The following is a 16047-nucleotide window of genomic DNA, read 5'->3' on the forward strand; positions in this document are numbered from 1 at the left end:
CACGCTTCATGCTGAACCACGAAATCAACCGCGCCTTCAAACGACGTATCCTGGAGGGCGGCGCCATTCTCATGCCGGGCGCGGCCAACGCGCTTGCGGCGCGCGTCATAGAAGATCAGGGGTTCGAGGCGATCTATCTGTCCGGCGCGGGGCTCACCAACACCTATCTCGGCATGCCCGACATGGGGTTCGTCGGCCTCAGCGAGATTGCGCAGCACACCTCGACCATCCGCGACGCGACCGAACTGCCCATCGTGGTTGATGCCGACAACGGTTTCGGCAATGCGCTCAACGTGCGTCACACGATCCGTACGCTCGAGCGCGCGGGTGCCAGCGCGGTGCAGCTCGAGGATCAGAAGACGCCCAAGCGGTGCGGCCATTTTTCCGGCAAGGAAGTGGTTCCGCTGGAAGAGGCGCGCTCCCGCATTCGCGCGGCAGTGGACGCACGGCAGGATGAAAACACCCTCATTGTCGCACGGACTGACGCCCGCGCCACCCACGGCTACAATGAAGCGCTGGATCGCGCCGCCGCCTTCATCGAGGACGGCGCCGACATCACCTTCGTCGAAGCACCGCAATCGGCAGACGAAATGCGCGGCATTCCAGCCGCGCTGAAAGGCACGCCGCAACTCGTGAACCTGGTCGTCGGCGGCAAGACGCCGATCCTCGACCTGAACGAACTGGGCGAGATGGGCTTCTCGCTGGTGCTCTATGCGAATGTCGCCCTGCAATCTGCCGTCTACGGAATGCAGCAGGCGCTCGGACAGCTCAAGGACACCGGCAGGATGGACGAAGGCGGGCCGGTGGCTAGTTTCCTCGAGCGCCAGCGCATGGTGCGCAAGGAGCTCTTCGACGAGCTTGAAAAGCGCTATGCCATCTAGCGCCTCCACCAGGATTGCAGACTTGGTCTGAAGAGGCACGCGCTTGGATAAGGCTGCATTCCCGCCTCTTGTGGGCTACCCGAGGGGAGGATGACTCGTCTGGGCGGTGATCTTTGCATCCGGCTGCCTGGGGCGATGGGCGGAGGTGTTTCGGCACATGCGGCGGAACGGTGCTTGCGGATCGGGATGTCGAGGGCTGATGCGTGCCGCCGCTGTGGCCAGACCCTCGCCCATCCTGCTGGCGAAGCGGAGATGCGCGGTTTCCTCGGCAATCGGGCTGTTCCTTGATCAGCTCAGGAAAAGACAGCGCAGGCCGCCGAGCGGTGACGGCCAGGCTTTGGTGGCCCGTTGACCTCGGGCGCATGACCAAGGCCTTGATGCCGTTGCGGGCCCGTATGAACGGGGTGCTGTGCCCGTGGTAAATATCAAGGTTATTTTTACGAAGTTCCCCAGCGGCCAACAGCCATTGTAACGTGTGGACCATTGGTTAATTGCAACCGACATTCTGTGTCGGTTGCCCGGTGCACATGGTGTCCCGGTCGTTGTCAAAGGACCTTTGCCATGAAGCCCTTGCTGTCGCTGCCAATTGCTGTCTGCCTGGTGCTGGCACCGATGCATGAGGGCAGGGCTGCGTCGTTGACGGCTGTCGAGGCGGTGAAGATATCGACCCGGCTGGGGGCATCGGTTTCCAAGGCCTATCTCGATCACGAAAGCATTGAGATTCCGCCATCTTCTCTGTCCCCGGAAGCGCGCAGCCAGGAGGTCGAGACGGCGCTGGCGCGTTACCAGACCGCCAAGAATCTCTATAGCGGGGCATCGACCGGCACCCAGATGGTCAAGGCGGTTGCCGGTGCAGGGTTTGCATTGGGCACGCTTTATACCGGCGGGGCCCTGCCACTCGTTTTGCTTGGTGTCGGCTCTGCGGCAAGCCTTGAGATGACCGATCTTTGGATCGAGAAGCGCGGGCGTGAGAACACGGGCCTGATGCTTGCGGCGCTGTCGAAGGACCTCATGGCGGAAACCGGTGCCGCGTCGGTTGAGGATCTTCTGGCCGATCCCGAACGGATTGGCCGTGTGTTGCGGGAACGGGACCAGTTCCTGAAGGACATCAAGGCACGCGCGAAAGCGTCTGGCGATGACAGGTTGCTCGATGTCGCAGCCGAGGCGCTGGAGGCCTTTGCCGCCAATGTCGAGACGACCGAGTTCGAAACCCTGGTGGCGACGGCCGGCTCGCTTGCCGATCTCGACAAGCGTTTCGCCGATTTCGCCGAGGAAATGACCGACAGCCTTGAGCGGGTTGAGGGGCGGCTGGGCGAGCAAGCAAACCTCATCGGGTCCATCCAGAACGATGTGACGGCCCTGCGTGATCAGGTCGTTGTGCTCGATGAAAAGATCGACACGCTTGGCGCCAATCAGGACCTGATCGTCGATTTCATGTTCTCTGGGCTCGGTGCGGCCGAGAAGGCGGCGGCCTTGCGCAGTGGGTTGCTCGATCGTCGCATTGTCTGTCCGCAGGCGCGGGCGGATTGTGACCCCGCGGCGGTCAAGGCAGCAATGATCGAGCGTTTCGAAACGGATGCGCGCATCAAAGAGAATGTTGCGTTGGCCGGTGATATCCTCAAAGGCATCAATGATGTCTCGACCATCGCCACGAACCTCAACCTTGACATTGGCGAGGATGGGCAGAAGGCGCTGGAAGTCGCCGGGGCTGCCGTCAACGCCTATATTGGTTTTATGGCCGGCGACTATCTTGGCGCGGTCGCCTCGATCACCGGCATCTTCCGCAAGAAGTCGGATCCGGATGCTGAACGCTTCAAAATCATGATGAAGTTCCTGCAGGAGCAGTTCGCGGCGGTTAATCGCCAGCTCCAGACGATTCAGGAGAACCAGAAGAAGATCTTCGATGCCGTCATCGGCCTGTCTCAACAGCTGGAGACCGTCTATCTCGAACTCGACGGACGTCTTGCCCGCATGGAGTTCGAGCAGCGTCAGATTTCCGACAATCTGAAGCAGCTCGTCTGGGCGCCCTGGCAGTCGTGCTTTTCTGTCTATGCCTACGCTTTGCAGAACGGCCATGTCGGGGAGCGGACGCTCCAGTTCCCCGATTTCGCTGCCATTCGCGAGGTGGCCGATGCCAGGGCACCGCAGGCGCGTGACTGCATGAACACCGTGACCGTGGCGCTCGACAGCCTGAACTCCATGTCGGGCTTTGCCAATTTTCTGGACCTGTCGATCTCCCTCAATCCGGCCAGCGTGGCTGCCAACGCAAACCTGTCTGAGGCGCTTGCGGACGATGCCAACAGGTGGAACCATCTGGAGACGGTATTCCGCAACACCATCGCGCACCCTGCCACACGCATTGCCGAAGACTGGGCCGGGCGGAACAATCTGTCCGCCGAGGCCTTGTTCTATTTGCTGGCCTCGGATCTTTACAGCGTTGGCGATCTACAGCAGATCCGCGAGCGCATCGCTGATGGCAGCCTGCCATCGAGCTGTGCCTCGGGGGGAGAGGAATTTGCGATCATCCGCGGGCTTGTCTGTCTGCCGGGGGAAAGTTCGGCGGCGCTGGCCATGCGTCACGCGCGCTCTGTGCTGTCGACGGACATCATGCTCGATGTGGTCGACTGGATGGTCGTCGTCGCCCAGCTTGGCAACATCTACGACAAGGACCCGGGAAGGTTCGCCCAGACTCTCCAGGCTGTCAGTCGTCTGCCGAATTACAACGCAGGAAACGAGATCGTTTCCCGGATGATCGACGCGACGACGCTGGCACTCGCCTCCCAGTATCGCATCTATGGCCAGGTGACGGCGCTTGGCGCGGCGCAGGACATTGCCGAGGGGCGGGCGGGCCGCGATCATCTGCTGGTATTGGCCAACAACCCCTATCTCGCCGACAACACGATGACGATCCTGCTGCATCTCAAACGCGGCACCTGGGATCTGGAAAAGGGAGTTGTCGGGCCGAGCTTTGAGGCGCGCTATACACAGGCGCTCCTTCACGCCCGCGAGGATGTGCCGACCCGTTTCGAGCCGCTCCACGCCCTGTTCGGGCGGGCACATGCCTTTGCACTCGACGGAGATGGCCGGACCGCGCTGGCTCTGGAGGTCGACGGGGAGACAGTGCATCTGCGCCTGCCGGCGCCGACGCAGCTGGTCGAGGGCCGTCTGGTCTATCCGCCGAACGTCTATGCGCTCAGAGCCAGGAAGGACGGTCTTGTCGATCGCCGTCTTGACTATGAGTTTGGCGCCGAGCCCGAGCTTGTCCTCAGCATTCTGGAGAACTGACCATGATTGCACGGCTGCTCTTTTGCATTGCCTTCGCCATGGCCGCGTCGGCACGTGCTGATCCCGCGCCTGACCTTGTCGGCAAGACGCTTTCCCAAATCAGCACGGAATTTCCTGACATGGACTTCTCGCTCATCGTCCAGGAAGTGGAGTCCAGGGCCCCGAAGGGGCGCGTGTTTCTGCAGGTGCCGTCTGCCGGGGCGGAGATGGGAGAAGGCGCCACGGTCTATTTGCGCCTATCGCAGGGGCAGATGATCCCCAAGGGACTTGAGGGGCGCAAGGCTGAGACGGTCATTGGTGAGCTTGAAGCGCGCGGCTTTGCCGTCGAGCGCACCTCTGCCCTCGTGCTCGGAATTCCAGAAGGCATTGTTGCCAAGGTGATCCCGTCGCAGGGAACATTCATCGACACCACGCAGGACGTTGTGTTCTTGCAGGTGTCCAACGATCGCGGGATCGAAATCCCCGATCTCGTCGGAATGCGAATTGGCCAGGCGCGCGACACGCTGGAGGCACTCGGGCTTCGCGGTGAACTCGTGAGCGAGCTCGATCTGCGGCAGATCGGCAGCATCTGTGAGGGGTTCACCCACTTCACTGCCGAAGTCACTGCCTCCAGCCCCGAACCGGGCAAGTTTCTTCTGCACGGTTCGACGGTCAGGCTCCAGGGCAAGAAGGTTGTCGCTTACACATGGCCGCCGGAGCCCTGCAGTCGGGATGGTATCCCGATGTAGGCACGCCGTGCGTTCAGCTCATGTCTGCCCTTGTTTCCGCCAGCTGAAACAGCCCAATGGGCAACGGCCCCCCTGTCAGGTCAACATCTTCAGCGTGTGCTCGATCGTGGTTTTGGCAGCTCCGTGTGCATGGCAGGTCCTGCCAGCGGGCAAGGGCGTGGTGGGGCGTTGCTGTGTCATGAGCGGCGTCCCCGTTTGCGCAGCGGTTTGGCCAGGTCGGCTTTCAGAACGTCGTCGATGGAGGAGAACGGGGCGTCTAGCGGTTCAAGCGCTCTCACAACCTCGTTCATGCCGCCAAGCACCATCAGCAGTTTGAGAAATGCCTCCAGCGAGATCACGCCCTTTTGCTCGAACTTGCGCAATGTCGACAGTGGCACGCCGGAGCGGGTGGCGAGACCCTCTTGCGTCAGTTCCAGCGCAAGCCGCCGCGCTCGCATGTGATCGGCCAGTTTCCGTTGGGCCTGGGCGGGGGTGAAAAGCAACTCCATAAAGTCAGTATAGGGCTTCTGTGAGGGATTCTGACACTATAGGGGTAGTTTCGGAAGTTGGCGAGCCTTGGATCTCCCGGGCAGCTCACCAATGCAACGGAATTTCGGGCGATCCTGGCGCCGGTCTCAGCGTCCCCAATAGGGTGGGCGCCATCCGGCTTGCACTGCGTCGGCTTCGTTGCAAAACCAGCGCTCACCTTTGGCGACCGTAATTTTGGTGCGGCTGTACCAGGGCGACCAGGGCGCGTGATAGATCCTACCATTGCTGGAAATATTGCCTTTGATGGGACAGCCGTCCGGCGCTTGCTGTTCGGCGACGTTCCACTTCTGGGCCCGATAGTCCCAAGGTGCCTGGCTCTGTGCCGCCCACACGCCAAGCCGTGCGGCTCGGGTCTGATCTTCAAGGGCGGCATAGTCCATCGCATAGCGACGGAAGGCCCAAGCATAGCCCTGCCGCACCATCTCGGCATTGATGTCCGTACCATCGGCATAGCAGACCGCCAGAGTCCGGCCATAGCCGTCGTCCTCGCGGGCCTCGCAGGCTACCGACGCGCCAAGGACGAGATCTTCCATCACCTCGACCGCCGCCTTGCCGCAAGCCCAGTTGGTGCCGCGCGCCGTCTTGCAGGACTGACCGACCTCCGGCGCGTCGATCCCGTGAAGGCGGTAGGTGATGCGATTGAGCTCGATTGTATCGCCGTCAATCACGCGAATGTCGGCGGCAAGCGCCTGGCTTGAAGCGGTCAAGGCAATTGCCGCTGTAAAAAAGGTCTTCATCTGGGTTCCTGAAACGCGGCGGTTGATCGTCGAACAGCCAAGTTTAGAAACGCGGTCCGCTGCCGTCAAAGGGCGAGGTCGTGTAGAGCGTCGGGCGTGCTGGCACGTTGGCTCCGGACTGGGCTCTTGCGTGATCCGACAGGCGGGGTGTGATTTCGGTCTTGTTGGCAGGGGCATTGCTGGCCTTCGGCCATGACTGGTCTGCAAGGGGTGGCCGGTGATGCGTGCCTGGCGCAGCCAAGCTCAAGTGAGGGAGATGCGGGGGCGCCATGCCGTTCCTTTCGGGCGCCTTGGTCGACGTGGCAACCATCCCTGCTGTGCCCTTTGGCGTAAATTCCGCGCCGCTCCGTTCAACCCGCGCTGCGCGGAAATGTCCCCGCCGGCCAAGGTGAGGGCACCTTGGGCCGGCTTCCTCGCGCCGCTTCGCTGCAAATTTCCGCGCCCGCGGGTCCTCCACTTCGTTACGGCCCTGCGCCTTGCGACAGGGTGAACCGCTGCGCCTATGCGGGCTTTCCGCTCAGGTCATCGCAGGGATGGTTCCTGCGACGAACAGGAAAGGACCACTGCAATGGCCATCGCTCTCGGCACTTTCATCGAGCAGACTGACGGTAGCTTCACCGGCATCATGAGGACCCTCAACGTCACGGCAAGCCTTGTCATCATTCCCGTGCCCAGACAGTCCCAGAATGCACCTGACTACCGCGTCTATGACGGCAACGGCCAGCATTGCGAGGTCGGCGCCGGGTGGAGTCAGACCGCCAAGACCAGTGGCGAGACCTATCTGAGCTTGAAGATTGCGGCGCCGGAATTTGGTCCCAATTGGCTGCGCGCCCGACTTGTCAAGGTCGAGGGTCCGCAAGAGGACAGTGCCAGCCACCTCATTCTTTGGGAGCCACGCGAGCGCTGAGGGCGCTTTGCTCGACCCCGTCGGGCTTTGTCCGGCGGGGTTCTGACTGGCAACCGCAGCGCTGCGCCTTCTCACGACAAGGCGCAAGTTCTTTCAGTTCCGACCATTGGCGTCGGCCTGGCAGGGGGGGGCAGCACGCGTGAGTGAGGTTCGCCTGTCTGAAAAGTGATGGCGGGACGGCATTTGGTTTTTAGGGTGCGCTGGGACCCATTGGGTGGGGGATCGATTTTGCGCCCCTCACTGTTCGATCCTGAGCACTGGCGTTTTCTGCCGACATTCTTTGCCCGCCGTGTTGGGGGCAACGAGGAGGAGGCAGAGGATGAATGACCACAATTTGAGGGCCGCTGAAGCGCGCAAGGGATCGCCATTCTTGTCCACGCGCGAGGCGGCTTTTTACCTCGGTCTTTCCTTCCGCACGCTTGAAAAGATGCGCCTGACTGGTGTTGGTCCCCGTTTCCGCAAGCATGGCCGCCATGTGCGCTACCACATTGTCGATCTCGATCTGTGGTCGGAAAGCCATGGTCGTGCTGCAGGCTCGCCGGTGGGAGAGGGCGGATGATGAGCCCTTCGCGCGTCCTCGTGCTGACGCTGGTGGCCGGTTTGGTTGTTGGCATCAGCGTGGTTGGCCAGCCTCAGCCATGGTTGGTCTGGAACCTGTCTGCCAGTGCGCCGATCGGTCTGTATCGGCTGACATCCGGGGAGCCTGGAGCTGGTGATTTCGCATTGATTCGGCCAACAGGCTCGCTCGAGGCGCTGTTGGTCAGCCGAGGTTACTTGCCTGCAGGCGTGCCACTCATCAAACGGGTTGCGGCGGTCGCGGGAGACAATGTGTGTGCGTTCAATCATGCCATCATCGTCAATGGTGACGTTCGGGCTGTGCAGCTGCAAAGTGATCGTGCAGGTCGCTCTTTGCCACGCTGGAGCGGTTGCGGCGTGCTTGTTGGAGGCGAGTATTTTCTGCTGGGAGAAAATGCTGCGCTGTCCTTTGACAGCCGCTATTTCGGGCCGGTGACGGGATCTGATGTGATCGGCCGTCTCGTGCCGCTTTGGGTTTGGCGGGACAGCACGGATCGCGCTCAGGCGGGATCGCGGATTGTTGTTGGCGATGCCGGGCGCGATTTGCGCAGCCGTGTTGTTGATGGTTGGCTTTCGCGCATGGCGAGCCTTGCCGCTTTTGCCGCCCCGGCGGAGGCTGCTTCTTTCGACGGGCTTCGCGATCATGTCAAGGAAGCAGCTCAGCGGTTCGGGCTTCCCGAGAGCTGGATCACTGCGGTGATTGCGGCGGAAAGCAATGGTGATCCTGCTGCGGTTTCACCGAAGGGGGCGATGGGTTTGATGCAGCTCATGCCGGGAACCTGGCGTGAACTGCGTGATCGCCATGCCCTGCTGGATGATCCTTTCGATCCTCGTGCGAACATTCTTGCTGGTACGGCTTATCTGGCGATGATGCATGATCGCTTCGGATATCCGGCCCTGTTTGCGGCCTACAATGCCGGGCCAGGGCGTTATGCTGCGCATCTGCGGACTGGAAAACCGCTTCCTGCCGAGACCCGTGCTTATGTCAAGCGCATTGAACAGATGCTCGAGCCGGGGAGAGGTTCAGGCTTGGCACGGCCGAAGCGGCCTGTGTTGCCTGGCCAAAGTTCCAAGCTGCCGTCCCGCTGGCGCGACCTGTTCTTTCCCGTTCAGTGATGAAATCGCGGACCTGGGATCGATGCTGTTGTGCCAAAAGCTGGAGCCACTGGTGCTCTGCCTGTCATTGAGAACGGACGGCCGAGGGCGTGAAAACGGCTGTGTGCCGGTCCTGCAGATCTGTGCGGTTGCCTGTGTTCCTGTCGTGATCCTGATCTGATTTTTTGCCGGGATGATCGCGCTCCAAGGGCAGGAGGATGCGCATGGGTGGGTGTGATCTGCCTTGTCGCGCGACCTTCAAGGCGCTGTTGGCGCCCCTTGGATACGAGCCGAAACCCGGGCCGATCCAGGAAAGGATCGGCTTTCCATAGGGTGAGAGGAGCGGCCGGCACGCCTACAGGCAAGAGCGCAAGCGCAACTGGCAGCCGACGACTGGTGGACCGACATCTGACGGCGAGGCGACATCTGACGGCAAGATAAAGCAGGCTGCGGATTTTGCTTGCCGCTCTGTTCAAAGTGCTGGTTTGGAAACGGTTATCAGGCCTGGACTTGGTGCCAGATTGGTTTTTAGATCAGTAGATGCGCCGTTTTCCGTATCTGATTGTTTATTTTTGGTTTTCTGCCTCTGCGGTGGGTGAGTGATATTTGCGTTACCGCAGTTGGAAGGGGCGTTCGCTTTCATCGATCCCTTGGTACGTCCAGTTGGATCTATGGCGCGCCGATACGCATCAACTGCAGTGTTGGAGCTTGTGGTGATCGGGCGGTTCCGGCTGGGGATTGCGGGAGGGCGCCCGTCTTGTCTGATCCGCCTTTTGGGGCTGACCTGCGGTGCGCCGCCTGGCTGCTGGGGGAACCGGAGCGCAGCCCGGCTGAGCTTTGCTGCTTGCCAGGTGAGGCTCGACAGCAGGTTCGCGCAAGCTGCCGTTGGTTTTCGCAGTGCTGAGGGGGATCGGCGCACTGTCGGCTTGGCTGCGAGGAGCGGTGGCAAGTTCGGGAGCATTGATCTGCTCGATACCTGATCCAGGCGGTTTTCAGCGCATCACTGCGTATGTGAAGGCCGTAAGCGATCAGGTGGCTTTGTGGGATCTTGTTGCTGGTCCTTTCATTGAGGAGCGGCATTCATGTCCCCAGCCAGGCTTCTTGTCGGTCAGATCGCAAGTGTGTTTGCCATTGTCATTGTCGGCGTCTGGGGCGCGACGCAATGGTGTGCTGCCATGTTGGGTTATCAGGCTCAGCTCGGTGACCCATGGTTCGTCTTGTTCGACTGGCGGGTTTATGCGCCTTGGAAGCTGTTCGAGTGGTGGTATTTCTATGAGGCCTATGCGCCGCGGGTATTTGATCGGGCAGGACTTGTGGCGGCGGCGAGTGGCTTTATGGGCTGCGCGGTGGCCATTGTCGGCTCGCTGTGGCGCGCCCGGCAAGGTGGCGCGGCCACGACCTTTGGTTCCTCGCGCTGGGCTGTTGGGGGCGAGATCCGTCGAGCGGGGCTGTTTCGTCCAGCCGGTGTGTTTCTTGGTCGGCTTGAGGGCCGGTATCTCCGTCATGACGGACCGGAACATGTGATGGCCTTTGCGCCGACGCGGTCGGGCAAGGGGGTGGGGCTTGTTGTGCCGACCCTTCTGAGTTGGACTGGCTCGGCGGTGATCCATGACATTAAGGGGGAAAACTGGCAGCTGACGGCTGGCTGGCGTTCGAGCTTTTCGCACTGTCTGTTGTTCAATCCGACGGATCCAAGGTCTGCCCGCTACAATCCCTTGCTGGAGGTTCGCAAGGGACGGGATGAAGTGCGTGACGTTCAAAACATCGCCGACATTCTGGTGGACCCGGAAGGGGCTCTGGAGCGACGCAATCACTGGGAAAAGACCAGCCATGCGCTTTTGGTCGGCGCCATCTTGCATGTGCTTTATGCCGAGGAGGAGAAGACACTTGCCCGGGTTGCCAATTTTCTCTCCGATCCGCGCCGTTCGTTTCCTGCAACGCTTTGGCGGATGATGGTGACCAATCATCTTGGCTCCCCGGACGCGCCGAAGGTTCATCCTGTGGTGGCGTCTGCAGCGCGCGAGGTCTTGAACAAATCGGAAAACGAGCGCTCTGGCGTTCTGTCGACGGCCATGTCGTTTCTGGGTCTGTATCGGGACCCAACGGTTGCGGCTGCGACGTCGGCGTGTGACTGGCGCATTGCTGATCTGATGGATGCAGAACATCCTGTTTCGCTTTACCTGGTTGTTCCTCCCTCCGACATTTCGCGCACCAAGCCGATGGTGCGTCTGGTTTTGAACCAGATCGGGCGGCGGCTGACCGAACGGCTGGAGGGTGATCCGAAAAGGCATCGCCGGCATCAACTGATCATGATGCTTGATGAGTTTCCGGCTTTGGGGCGGCTCGATTTCTTCGAAACGGCGCTTGCTTTCATGGCGGGGTATGGCATCCGAGCCTATCTGATTGCACAGAGCCTCAATCAGATTTCCAAGGCCTATGGCGAGAACAACGCCATTTTGGACAATTGCCACGTGCGCATTGCCTTTTCCTCAAATGACGAGCGAACGGCGAAGCGGATCTCCGATGCGTTGGGCACGGCGACGGAACTTCGGGTGCAGCGCAATTATGCGGGCCATCGGCTGGCGCCCTGGCTCTCACATCTCATGGTCAGTCGCCAGGAGTCGGCACGGCCGCTTCTGACACCTGGGGAAGTGATGCAATTGCCATGGACGGATGAGCTGGTGCTGGTTTCTGGCCTGCCACCGATCCGCGCCAAGAAGCTTCGATATTATGAGGATCGGAATTTCAGGCAGCGGGTTCTTCCGTGCCCGATCCTTTCAGACGAAGGCTACAGGGACACACCGGCTGCGCGCTGCGACGACTGGAGCGGTCAGGTGCGTGTTCCTGATGATCGTTTGATGTCGCATGAGGACAATGGCGAGGGGCATGGCGGGTCGGTGGAAACTGATGGAGACCCTCATCTTGGCCAGAGGGATACAACGCAGTCCAGGCCGCAGGAGGCCAGACAGTTGACGTTTCCTGGTCTCGATTGGGCCGACGAGGCCGATGCCCTTGACACACCTGGCAAGGATTACGGGCCCCGACCTGCCAAAGTGTTTGGCGTCAATGAAGCGATGGGGCCCGAGCAGGACATCTTGGAAGGATTTTGATGTGGTACCGTATTTGCGCTGAGAGGCTTGGTTTGACCTGCTGTTCGTTTCCCTAAGTTTGAAGCAATGCCTCGAACATGGCGCGTCGGTCAGCCAGCATCACGGCGGTTGCCTGGCCTTTCCGCCGGGCCTTGCGGGCGCGCCAGTCGAGGTTCTTGATCTGATCAGCGTGCATGGCCTTCTCGAAATTCTCGCGCGCCTAGCGTCTGCCGACCGGGCGGGCGATGGTCAGCAGCACCGCATCCAACCGCACATGACCGATCTCTTCCTCCGATCGCCATCTGACCGGATCGGCGACCCAACGGTTGAAGTTGGGTTCACGCCAGCCTGCGCTGTTGGTGCTGAACTTGAGCTGGGCCGGGAACGTATCCTCGGCGATCTTGCGATAGATGGCGGAGCGGGACAGGCCGGTGCGGGCAAGAACGGTTGCCGAGAGGACGGTATGCTCTGGATGGGGCATGGTTGCGCTGCCGCCTGAATGCTGCTGTGTGGGGGGCGTCGACCGCATCATTTCAGTTGGATTCTAGAATGCTTTTTTTGGCAAGCTCTAGCAGGTATTGGCCATAACCGCTCTTCGAGAGCTCTCCACCGAGGCGTTCAAGGTCTTCCCGTCCTATCCATTCTTGAACGAACGCAATCTCCTCCGGTACGGCAATGCGGTGGCCCTGGTGTTTCTCAACGGTTTGTACGAAGGAGCCTGCCTCAAGAAGGCTGTCATGGGTGCCTGTATCGAACCAGGCGAAGCCGCGCCCGAGGCGCTCAACGTGGAGGTCACCGCGCTGAAGATAGCGGACGTTTACGTCGGTGATCTCCAGTTCGCCCCGCTTGCTTGGGCGGACGTTCTTGGCGATGTCGATCACGTTGGCGTCGTAGAAGTAGAGTCCGGTCACAGCCCAGGGTGACTTTGGGTTCTCCGGCTTTTCCTCGATCGAGGCGGCGCGGCCGTCCTGGTCGAAGGCGACGACACCATAGCGCGCAGGATCGGGCACCTCGTAGCCAAAGACGGTGGCGCCGCGCGGGCGAGCGGCGGCCGAGCGAAGCTTTTCAGTCAGGCCGTTGCCGTAGAATATATTGTCCCCGAGGATGAGTGCGCAGGGTGAGCCGGACAGGAAGCTCTCGCCAATAAGGAAAGCTTGGGCGAGCCCGTCTGGGCTAGGTTGGACCGCAAAGCTGAAATTGATACCCCATTGGCTGCCATCGCCAAGGAGCGCTTGAAATCCGGCCGCGTCGTTGGGCGTGGTGATGACGAGAATGTCGCGGATGCCAGCCAGCATCAAGGTGCTGATCGGATAGTAGATCATCGGCTTGTCGTAGACCGGCAGCAACTGCTTGGAAACGCAGAATGTGATTGGGTAAAGCCTCGTGCCGCTGCCGCCGGCGAGGATAATGCCTTTCATTTGAAATCGTCTCCGCTCGAGATTTCTCGGCAAGCTGATGGCGGGATCACGCCAGTTCAAATGACTTCGTCTAGCCGGTTGAGCATATTGGTGAGAGCCTGGGACCAAGGGTGTAGTGTGACGCCATGCAGGTGCTGGAGCAAGCTGCAGTCCAGCACGGAATTGGTTCGATCTCGTGCCGGCCGAGCTTTCCTGGCCGTCCGGTTGAAGCGGCTGATCGCGCTCAATCACGTGCCGTCGCGTGAGGATCAAAGCCACAGCCAAAAGGTGATCTGCAGCCTGGCGGCGCTCCCGCCTTGGGGGCGCAGGCACTTGCCGGTGTGTGAGGAGCTGTCGATCGGCGCAAAGCTGTTCGAAGAGGGCGGCGAGCCGATGTGGAACACCTTCGTGGATGAGCTGCGCCGCCTGCATGTGGACGATCCCGTCACTGGTGCGAACGTGGCCATCGTCTCGCCGGTTCTGGCGGAATTCACCAATGTCTACGAGGCGGCGCGGGCGCGAACGGCGTTTGCCGGATAGGCTCCTCCTGGGCGTTGTCCTTCGGCGCCCTGCCGCGCAGCCCAGCTTGATGCCTGCACTCCTTCAAAACGTCGGTTGTGCCGCTTGAGGGGCAAGAGGTCCTGCAGGAAAGCTGCATATTCGCCTTCGCTGCTGCGGCGGAGTTCGACATTATTTAGCCGGATCTCCTGTCTCTGACATTATTGACAACGTTATCATTCAGATGTTAGTGGCAATGATAACGTTGTCATTTGCGTTGAAGCCGCCACTTGAATGGAGGGTGGTGCAGTGTTCTGCAGCCAAGGCTGCAAGCGACAATCAGGCTTGGGGGAGGCGGTGAGCGCCGCGCAAGGGATCGGAAGATGCAGGAAGACAAGCTCCATATGGCAAGCGCTGCGCAAGGTGTCGCCAATCCAGACCTCGGCCTGTCGCCGGAGCGCGGAGAACTGGCCCTGCCAGTCCTGACCATGGACGAGGCGGCCTTCGATGCGAATGTCGAGGCGATGTTCGACTATGTCGACAAGGTGGGTGCCTCCCTCGCACCGCATGCCAAGACGCCAATGTCCCCCGAACTGTCTCAGCGCCTTCTGGATCGAGGTGCCTGGGGTCTTTCCGTCGCCAACCTGCAACAGGCGCAGGTGTTTCTGGAGCACGGCGTTCACCGCTTGCTCATTGCCAATCAGATCGGCGGGCGCCGGTCGGCTGAGCGGTTTGCCGCTCTGATGCGGCGCTGGCCTGATGCGTCGTTCGTTTTCTTCGCCGACGCGCCTGAGAGCCTTGAGGTGATCGACCATGTCGGGTGCGTTGCTGGACGCACCGTGTCGGTGCTGGTGGAAGTTGGGGTGGGGCGCGCTGGCGCACGCAGCCTGGAGGCTGCGCGTGCCGTGATCGAGGCCGCATCCCATCTCTCCCATGTCGAGCTTGCCGGTGTTGCCGCCTATGAGGGCGCCGCCGCAACCGCCGATCCTCTGGAAACGCTCAGAGCCATTTGCGCTCTTGATGCGTTGGTTGGCGAGGTGCATGCCCTGCTGCGCGCCGCCGCACCGGACCGCCCGATGATCCTCAGCGTTGGCGGATCCTCTTTCTTCGACCTCGTCGCCGGCGATCTCAAGCCGCTGGCAAACCGTGATGGCAACACGGAACTGGTGCTGCGCAGCGGCGCGATCTTCTTTTACGACCACGGGGTCTACGAGCGGGCGCTGTCTGCAATGGATGCGCGCGGCGGCTTTGCGAGGATCGCGGGCGTTGCCGCGCTCGCTGCCTTCCGCCCGGCGTTGACCGTCTGGGCCGAGGTGCTGTCGCGGCCCGAGCCGAGGCTTGCGATCTGCGGCATGGGCATGCGTGATGTCTCCTACGACCAGGATCTACCGGTGCCGCTTGCGGCCTGGCGCGATGGCGTGCAAACAGCAAACCGCGACGTCCTTGGGTCGGTGGTCAAGCTCAACGACCAGCACGCCTTCCTGAGGCTGCCGGAGGGCAGCGATCTTAGCGTGGGCGACATCGTTGCCTTCGGCATCTCGCACCCTTGCACCTGTCTCGACCGCTGGCGCGTGATCCTCGGGCGCGGTGCGGACGGGCGCATCGCCGCCGCCTATCCCACCCACTTCAGCTAGGTCGCCGGAAGGCTCATGCTCCAACTCAATTTCAACCAGCTCTGGCGCTATCAGGACGAGTTCCTGCACGGCGTGTCGCTGACCCTGATGCTCACCCTGGTGGCGACGGTGGCGGGCCTGGCGATCGGTCTTGTCTGTGCCACCGCCGCCGGCAGCCGTTTCGCCGCGCTGCGATTGCTCGTGCGCAGTTATGTCGAAGTGATCCGCAACACTCCGGCGCTGATCCAGCTGTTCCTGATCTTCTTCGTGCTGCCCTATGCGGGTCTGCGCCTGCCGCCCGTCTATGCCGCGGCTGCCGCGCTCTCCATCTATATGGGTGCCTATGCGACGGAGATCCTCCGCGGCGGCCTCGCCTCGATCCCGCGCAGCCAGATCGAGGCCGGCCAGTGCCTCGGGCTGACCCGCTGGCAGGTGTTTCGCCATGTGATCCTGCCGCCGGCCCTGCGCAACATTTATCCTTCGATCACAAGCCAGATCGTGCTGCTGCTGCTTGGCACCTCGCTCGCCTCGCAGGTTTCTGCCTCGGAACTGTTCCACGCTGCAGCCTTCGTTGAGAGTCGCACGTTCCGCAGCTTCGAGGTCTATGCGGTGGTTTGTGCGATCTACTTCACCCTGGTCTTGGCATTCCGGCTGGCCTTCGTGGGCATTGGCCGGATCGCCTTCCGCTGGCCGACCGGTCGATAGGAGGCGGG

The 16047-nt window shown here is 61.4% G+C and carries 14 protein-coding genes and 2 pseudogenes; 11 read left to right on the forward strand and 5 right to left on the reverse strand.

What is annotated here, in order from left to right; genetic code table 11:
- The first annotated feature begins 8 nt into the window (after nt 1-8).
- The 3 genes from RBB46_RS16175 (at nt 9) to RBB46_RS16185 (ending at nt 4894) form a co-directional block, all read left to right on the forward strand.
- Complete coding sequence (locus tag RBB46_RS16175) at nt 9-881, forward strand: oxaloacetate decarboxylase (RefSeq protein WP_306030058.1); 873 nt, start codon at nt 9-11, stop codon at nt 879-881.
- Between the two features lie 561 nt (nt 882-1442).
- The gene (locus tag RBB46_RS16180; RefSeq protein ID WP_306030059.1) at nt 1443-4166 is read left to right on the forward strand and encodes a hypothetical protein; all 2724 of its coding nucleotides are present in this window, start codon (nt 1443-1445) and stop codon (nt 4164-4166) included.
- A 2-nt stretch (nt 4167-4168) separates the two neighbouring features.
- Nucleotides 4169-4894, forward strand: a complete 726-nt coding sequence (locus RBB46_RS16185) for a PASTA domain-containing protein (RefSeq protein ID WP_306030060.1) — start codon at nt 4169-4171, stop codon at nt 4892-4894.
- Between the two features lie 176 nt (nt 4895-5070).
- Here the strand turns inward: RBB46_RS16185 and RBB46_RS16190 are convergent, their stop codons facing one another.
- Together RBB46_RS16190 and RBB46_RS16195 are read right to left on the reverse strand one after the other, a co-directional pair.
- Nucleotides 5071-5331 (reverse strand): helix-turn-helix transcriptional regulator, encoded by a 261-nt coding sequence (locus RBB46_RS16190; RefSeq protein WP_306030061.1) that lies wholly within the window; start codon nt 5329-5331, stop codon nt 5071-5073.
- A 177-nt stretch (nt 5332-5508) separates the two neighbouring features.
- Nucleotides 5509-6159 carry a thermonuclease family protein gene (locus RBB46_RS16195; protein WP_306030062.1) on the reverse strand — a complete coding sequence of 217 codons (651 nt, stop codon included), beginning with the start codon at nt 6157-6159 and terminating at the stop codon, nt 5509-5511.
- 568 nt (nt 6160-6727) lie between these two features.
- Here RBB46_RS16195 and RBB46_RS16200 point away from each other — a divergent pair.
- The 5 genes and pseudogenes from RBB46_RS16200 (at nt 6728) to RBB46_RS16220 (ending at nt 11847) form a co-directional block, all read left to right on the forward strand.
- Entirely contained in the window at nt 6728-7066 is a 339-nt protein-coding gene (locus RBB46_RS16200) for a DUF736 family protein (RefSeq protein WP_306030063.1), read from the forward strand.
- Nucleotides 7067-7385: 319 nt separating this feature from the next.
- Nucleotides 7386-7625, forward strand: coding sequence for a helix-turn-helix domain-containing protein (locus RBB46_RS16205; protein ID WP_306030064.1), 240 nt, complete (start codon nt 7386-7388; stop codon nt 7623-7625).
- Nucleotides 7625-8104 (forward strand): annotated as a pseudogene (locus RBB46_RS16210) (S26 family signal peptidase); the annotation flags it as partial. The gene RBB46_RS16205 and the pseudogene RBB46_RS16210, both read left to right, overlap by 1 nt.
- 180 nt (nt 8105-8284) lie before the next feature.
- A pseudogene (locus RBB46_RS16215) lies at nt 8285-8629 on the forward strand (lytic transglycosylase domain-containing protein); the annotation flags it as partial.
- A 1190-nt stretch (nt 8630-9819) separates the two neighbouring features.
- The gene (locus RBB46_RS16220; protein ID WP_306030065.1) at nt 9820-11847 is read left to right on the forward strand and encodes a conjugal transfer protein TraG; all 2028 of its coding nucleotides are present in this window, start codon (nt 9820-9822) and stop codon (nt 11845-11847) included.
- A 52-nt stretch (nt 11848-11899) separates the two neighbouring features.
- Here RBB46_RS16220 and RBB46_RS16225 read toward each other — a convergent pair whose 3' ends face one another.
- The 3 genes from RBB46_RS16225 to rfbA are packed head-to-tail and all read right to left on the reverse strand — an operon-like array spanning nt 11900 to nt 13244.
- Nucleotides 11900-12022 carry a hypothetical protein gene (locus RBB46_RS16225; protein WP_306030066.1) on the reverse strand — a complete coding sequence of 41 codons (123 nt, stop codon included), beginning with the start codon at nt 12020-12022 and terminating at the stop codon, nt 11900-11902.
- A 24-nt stretch (nt 12023-12046) separates the two neighbouring features.
- On the reverse strand, nt 12047-12307 hold the full coding sequence (locus tag RBB46_RS16230) for an AlpA family transcriptional regulator (protein WP_306030067.1): 261 nt from the start codon (nt 12305-12307) through the stop codon (nt 12047-12049).
- Nucleotides 12308-12359: 52 nt separating this feature from the next.
- Nucleotides 12360-13244, reverse strand: a complete 885-nt coding sequence (gene rfbA / locus RBB46_RS16235) for a glucose-1-phosphate thymidylyltransferase RfbA (protein ID WP_306030068.1) — start codon at nt 13242-13244, stop codon at nt 12360-12362.
- A gap of 204 nt (nt 13245-13448) precedes the next feature.
- Between rfbA and RBB46_RS16240 the strand changes: the two genes are divergently transcribed.
- The 3 genes from RBB46_RS16240 (at nt 13449) to RBB46_RS16250 (ending at nt 16039) form a co-directional block, all read left to right on the forward strand.
- Nucleotides 13449-13763: a hypothetical protein gene (locus RBB46_RS16240; protein WP_306030069.1), complete on the forward strand. Its 315-nt coding sequence runs from the start codon at nt 13449-13451 to the stop codon at nt 13761-13763.
- Between the two features lie 341 nt (nt 13764-14104).
- On the forward strand, nt 14105-15355 hold the full coding sequence (locus RBB46_RS16245; protein ID WP_306030070.1) for an alanine racemase: 1251 nt from the start codon (nt 14105-14107) through the stop codon (nt 15353-15355).
- A gap of 15 nt (nt 15356-15370) precedes the next feature.
- Nucleotides 15371-16039: an amino acid ABC transporter permease gene (locus RBB46_RS16250; protein WP_306030071.1), complete on the forward strand. Its 669-nt coding sequence runs from the start codon at nt 15371-15373 to the stop codon at nt 16037-16039.
- Nucleotides 16040-16047 lie beyond the last annotated feature (8 nt).

The sequence above is a fragment of the Stappia sp. MMSF_3263 genome (assembly GCF_030733745.1).
Lineage (GTDB): Bacteria > Pseudomonadota > Alphaproteobacteria > Rhizobiales > Stappiaceae > Stappia.